The organism is Bartonella sp. AP57NXGY (genome assembly GCF_042195805.1).
Classification (GTDB): Bacteria; Pseudomonadota; Alphaproteobacteria; order Rhizobiales; family Rhizobiaceae; genus Bartonella.
Genome location: NZ_JBHIOZ010000105.1, coordinates 1 through 4,316, shown reverse-complemented (window position 1 = coordinate 4,316; position 4,316 = coordinate 1). Strand labels below are relative to the sequence as shown.

Here is a 4,316-nt window from a genome sequence, read left to right as displayed (position 1 = left end):
AAGGTGTTTTGTATTCTTTCAAGAGAGAGAAAAACAATCTAAGATTGACTTTTTTTATATTTTTCCTTATGGGTTAACAGCCGTATGATAGGATAAAATTGTTTATCTCGCGCATAACTACTCATAAAACGAAAATTAAGAAGGGCCGCACTCCGCGGTATTTAAATAAATGAAACGTACTTACCAACCCTCTAAACTTGTCCGTAAACGCCGCCATGGGTTTCGTGCACGCATGGCCACAGCTGGAGGACGTAAAGTTATTGCTGCAAGACGTGCTCGTGGACGTAAGCGGCTTTCTGCTTAACCATTTAAATTTTCACAACCGTTGAGGATTGCTCATCGTTTCTTCGTTGTGACACTTTTATTATGAACCTACAATGTCTGCTTGCAGGCATTTAATGAAATTGCGAAATATTCTTTTATGAAGAAAAAACATCCCTGCCGTATTCGCAAAAGAGCAGACTTTTTGGCTGTCCGTACAGGAGAAAAACGACGTGGTCCTTTATTTTTGCTCGAAGTTAAATCTCGTGAACAAACAACAGAAAGAAAAGATTCTCTTTTTGCACGTGTAGGCTTCACTGTTACCCGTAAAAACGGTAATGCTGTGAAACGTAATCGTATTAAAAGGCGCTTGCGTGAAGCCGTGAGAGTTGGTGTAACAAACCACATGGAAGCAGGAACAGACTATGTCATTGTAGCGTACCGTGATGTGTTACATGCACCTTTTACATCCTTGATTAGTGAATTAAATCGGCGAATAAAACCAAAAATAAAACATCAGCAACAACAACAAGGGTGTACGGATGGAATATAACCGCAATTTCTTTATCGCTATTGGCTTATCTTTCGTAGTGCTCATCGCATGGCAATTTCTTCATGTTGCTCCCAAACAAGCAAAGTTACAAAAACAACAAGTCGTCACACAGCAATTGTCAAAACAACAATCAGCCCTTTCTACTACCACAACGGATTTTTCTGACGATACCTCAACGTATCAAGCTACATCTATCATCGAACAGCCCATGACACCTGAAATCCGGAAAGCTGTATTGGACAAAACAGAACGTATTGCGATCAAAACCAATGAACTGGAAGGCTCTATTAATCTTGTTGGTGCACAATTTGATGATCTTCACCTCAAAAAATATCGTTTAACAGTCGATAAAAAATCACCGGAAATCGATTTGCTAAATCCTAAAGGTTTCAAAACGACCTACCTTGCTGAATTTGGTTTTGCAAGTGCGTCTTTGCCAGCAAAAGCCTTGCCACAATCGGATACAAAATGGCAAATAGAGGGAAACAATACAATCCTGACTCCTTCAACACCCATCACTTTAATTTATAATAATGGACAGGGACAAATCTTCCGGCGGACCCTTTCTGTTGATAATCATTTCATGTTTACCATTGAGGATTCTATCAGCAATGAAAGCGATCAACCAATACATCTCTCGTCCTATGCTCGCGTTGCACGTGCTGCACCACCAGAACATACAAATGCAACCTATTTACTTCATGAAGGTATGATAGGTATTGCAGGAGATTCGCTCAAAACTGAAAAATATAAAACCTTAGCAGAGCTTGACCCAAATCCTGATAATGGGCAAAAAAGCATGACTTTTTCCAAAGTAACAGGAGGTTGGATTGGTATTACCGATAAATATTGGGCTGTAGCAGTTATTCCCCCGCAAAATAAAGAATATACAAGCCGTTTTATTTATTTTGATCGTTTGCAAACGCATTATCAGTCTGACTTGCTAGGGTCGCTTTTAACGATTGCCCCAAATGAAACAAAAACTGTTACAAATCGTCTTTTTGCTGGTGCAAAACAAGTTGAAATTATTAATAATTATCAAAATGACCTAAAAATAAAAAAGTTTGCTCTTTTAATTGATTGGGGCTGGTTTGATTTCATCACCAAACCAATGTTTTCCCTCATTGATATTCTTTATAAACAAACAGGGAATTTTGGTATCGCCATCCTTCTTGTCACAGTTCTCTTAAAAACTCTTCTTTTCCCTCTAGCCAATAAATCTTATAAATCTATGGCACGCATGAAGCTTTTACAACCGCGGTTGCTAGAAATAAAAGAAAAGTATCCCGATGACCAAACCAAACAACAAAAGGCAATAATAGATCTATATAAAACCGAAAAAATAAATCCCCTTGCAGGCTGTTGGCCAATGTTGGTTCAATTCCCAATATTCTTTGCTCTTTATAAAGTTCTCTATATCACTATTGAAATGCGCCATGCCCCTTTCTTTGGCTGGATTAAAGATTTAGCGGCACCCGATCCAACTTCTCTTTTTAACTTGTTTGGTCTCTTGCCATATACAACGCCAACATTTCTTATGATTGGTGCATGGCCTTTGATTATGGGAATAACGATGTTTTTACAAATGCGTATGAATCCTGCTCCTCAAGACCAAACCCAAGCGATGATATTCACATGGATGCCTGTTGTCTTTACTTTTATGCTCGCCTCTTTCCCTGTAGGTCTCGTCATCTATTGGGCATGGAACAATATATTATCAATCATTCAGCAAGGTATCATGATGAAGCGCCAAGGAGTTAAAATTGAGCTTTTTGATAATCTGAAAGCCATCTGGAGAAGATCACCCAAAAAAGAAGTGCATGAATGACAAGAGATTCTTCCCTTTCTGGAATTTTTTCTCGCAATTGGATTTTTATTCGTGGTGTACCAGAAATACGCTTTCTCCCCCCTGAAGGACCACCAGAAATTGCATTTGCAGGTCGTTCCAATGTTGGAAAATCATCTTTAATCAACGCACTCGTCCAACAAAAAAGCTTAGCACGTACCTCAAATACACCAGGACGAACTCAAGAGCTTAATTATTTTGTCCCCGATGGATTCAGTGGGCAACTAGGAGACCTTCCCCCTCTAGCATTAGTAGATATGCCTGGTTATGGTTTTGCTGCTGCTCCTAAAAATCTTGTTGATGCGTGGACAAATTTGATTTTTAGCTATTTACGGGGGCGCACAACGTTAAAACGTGTATATATCTTGATTGATTCACGGCACGGAATCAAAAATAATGATGAAGATGTTCTTGCTCTCCTTGATAAAGCAGCTGTTTCTTATCACATTGTTTTGACAAAAAGCGATAAAATCAAATCAAATGCTTTGGAAAAATTAATTATGAGCACACAAACAAAGCTTCTTAAACGCCCAGCAGCTTATCCTGAGCTTCTTGTAACCTCTTCAGAAAAAGCTATCGGTTTAGAAGAATTACGTGCTGCCATTTTGCAAACCATCGCATAAGAGAACAATTCCTAGTCATTAACAATTTATTAATTATAATTACTAGCAGCTACTAATGATCTTGTACTTCTAGTCAAGCATCTTTATAAAAATGATTACTTGAAAGAATTCTCTTCAACTCTATTTGATAGTGTAAATTATGCTGACACTTTTTCACTCTCCCCTATCCTCTGCCTCGCGCTTCATACGCCTCATTCTTGGGGAATATGGTGTAACCACTCAACTGATTGAAGAATATGAATGGGCAAGAAGACACGAATTTCTAGCCCTCAATCCCGCTGGTCATGTTCCTGTTTTTCTCGATGAACACGAGGTTCCATTATCAGGTCCTCTTGTTATCTGCGAATATTTAGACGAAACACATGGAAGTTTACGACAAGAAAATAAGCTCTTTCCAGAAAATCCTTTAGATCGTGCGGAAGTACGCCGTCTCAATGACTGGTTCTTAAATAAATTCGAAAATGAAGCAACGCGCCATATCGTACGAGAACGAATCCATAAACGTGAAATGCCACTTGCCATCGGCGGTGGTGCTCCTAATTCACAAATTTTACGCAATGCACGTGCCAATATTTTACCACATATGAACTATCTCAATTGGCTCTGTGCCTCTCGCGATAGCTTAGTCGGTTCTGCCTTGTCCTATGCAGATCTAGCAGCAGCAGCTTCTATTTCTGTACTTGACTTTCTAGGGGAAATTGACTGGGAACAATCTCCTGCTGCCAAAGACTGGTATATGAGAATTAAATCACGCCCTTCTTTTCGTTCTCTTTTAACAGATCGCGTCCGCGGAATTGTTGCAAGTGCTCACTATGCAGATCTTGATTTCTAGCCTTCTCTCACAAACAAAAATAAAAGTGATATTTTATCTAAAGGATATTTATAGGTTTATGAATTTTTATGCATGCGTATAAACAATATAATAATATATTGATTTATGATCGTATTAAACAGAGAATAAAACCCATTATAATTGAATCACAAAAATCACTTTCTTATCGTGTCACAAAAAAGATCAGCACAGGGATAAAAA

General features: G+C 38.6%; 5 protein-coding genes. All 5 read left to right on the top strand.

The window, feature by feature from the left end; genetic code table 11:
- Positions 1-169 precede the first annotated feature (169 nt).
- The 5 genes from rpmH to ACFIL8_RS07865 all read left to right on the top strand — a co-directional run bounded on the left by rpmH (position 170) and on the right by ACFIL8_RS07865 (position 4,115).
- Positions 170-304 (top strand): 50S ribosomal protein L34, encoded by a 135-nt coding sequence (gene rpmH / locus ACFIL8_RS07885; RefSeq protein ID WP_005864709.1) that lies wholly within the window; start codon positions 170-172, stop codon positions 302-304.
- A gap of 117 nt (positions 305-421) precedes the next feature.
- Positions 422-814 (top strand): ribonuclease P protein component, encoded by a 393-nt coding sequence (gene rnpA / locus ACFIL8_RS07880; protein WP_375612257.1) that lies wholly within the window; start codon positions 422-424, stop codon positions 812-814.
- Complete coding sequence (gene yidC / locus ACFIL8_RS07875) at positions 804-2,642, top strand: membrane protein insertase YidC (RefSeq protein WP_375689359.1); 1,839 nt, start codon at positions 804-806, stop codon at positions 2,640-2,642. Before rnpA ends, yidC begins: the two co-directional genes overlap by 11 nt.
- A complete protein-coding gene (gene yihA / locus ACFIL8_RS07870) occupies positions 2,639-3,283 on the top strand; it encodes a ribosome biogenesis GTP-binding protein YihA/YsxC (RefSeq protein ID WP_375612255.1) in 645 nt (214 codons plus the stop codon). Before yidC ends, yihA begins: the two co-directional genes overlap by 4 nt.
- A gap of 139 nt (positions 3,284-3,422) precedes the next feature.
- Complete coding sequence (locus tag ACFIL8_RS07865; RefSeq protein ID WP_375612254.1) at positions 3,423-4,115, top strand: glutathione S-transferase family protein; 693 nt, start codon at positions 3,423-3,425, stop codon at positions 4,113-4,115.
- Positions 4,116-4,316: the final 201 nt, after the last annotated feature.

Bases quoted from the DNA above. Each gene is read 5' to 3' on its own strand.
- rpmH (WP_005864709.1), top strand. From the start codon at position 170: ATGAAACGTACTTACCAACCCTCTAAACTTGTCCGTAAACGCCGCCAT.
- rnpA (WP_375612257.1), top strand. From the start codon at position 422: ATGAAGAAAAAACATCCCTGCCGTATTCGCAAAAGAGCAGACTTTTTG.
- yidC (WP_375689359.1), top strand. From the start codon at position 804: ATGGAATATAACCGCAATTTCTTTATCGCTATTGGCTTATCTTTCGTA.
- yihA (WP_375612255.1), top strand. From the start codon at position 2,639: ATGACAAGAGATTCTTCCCTTTCTGGAATTTTTTCTCGCAATTGGATT.
- ACFIL8_RS07865 (WP_375612254.1), top strand. From the start codon at position 3,423: ATGCTGACACTTTTTCACTCTCCCCTATCCTCTGCCTCGCGCTTCATA.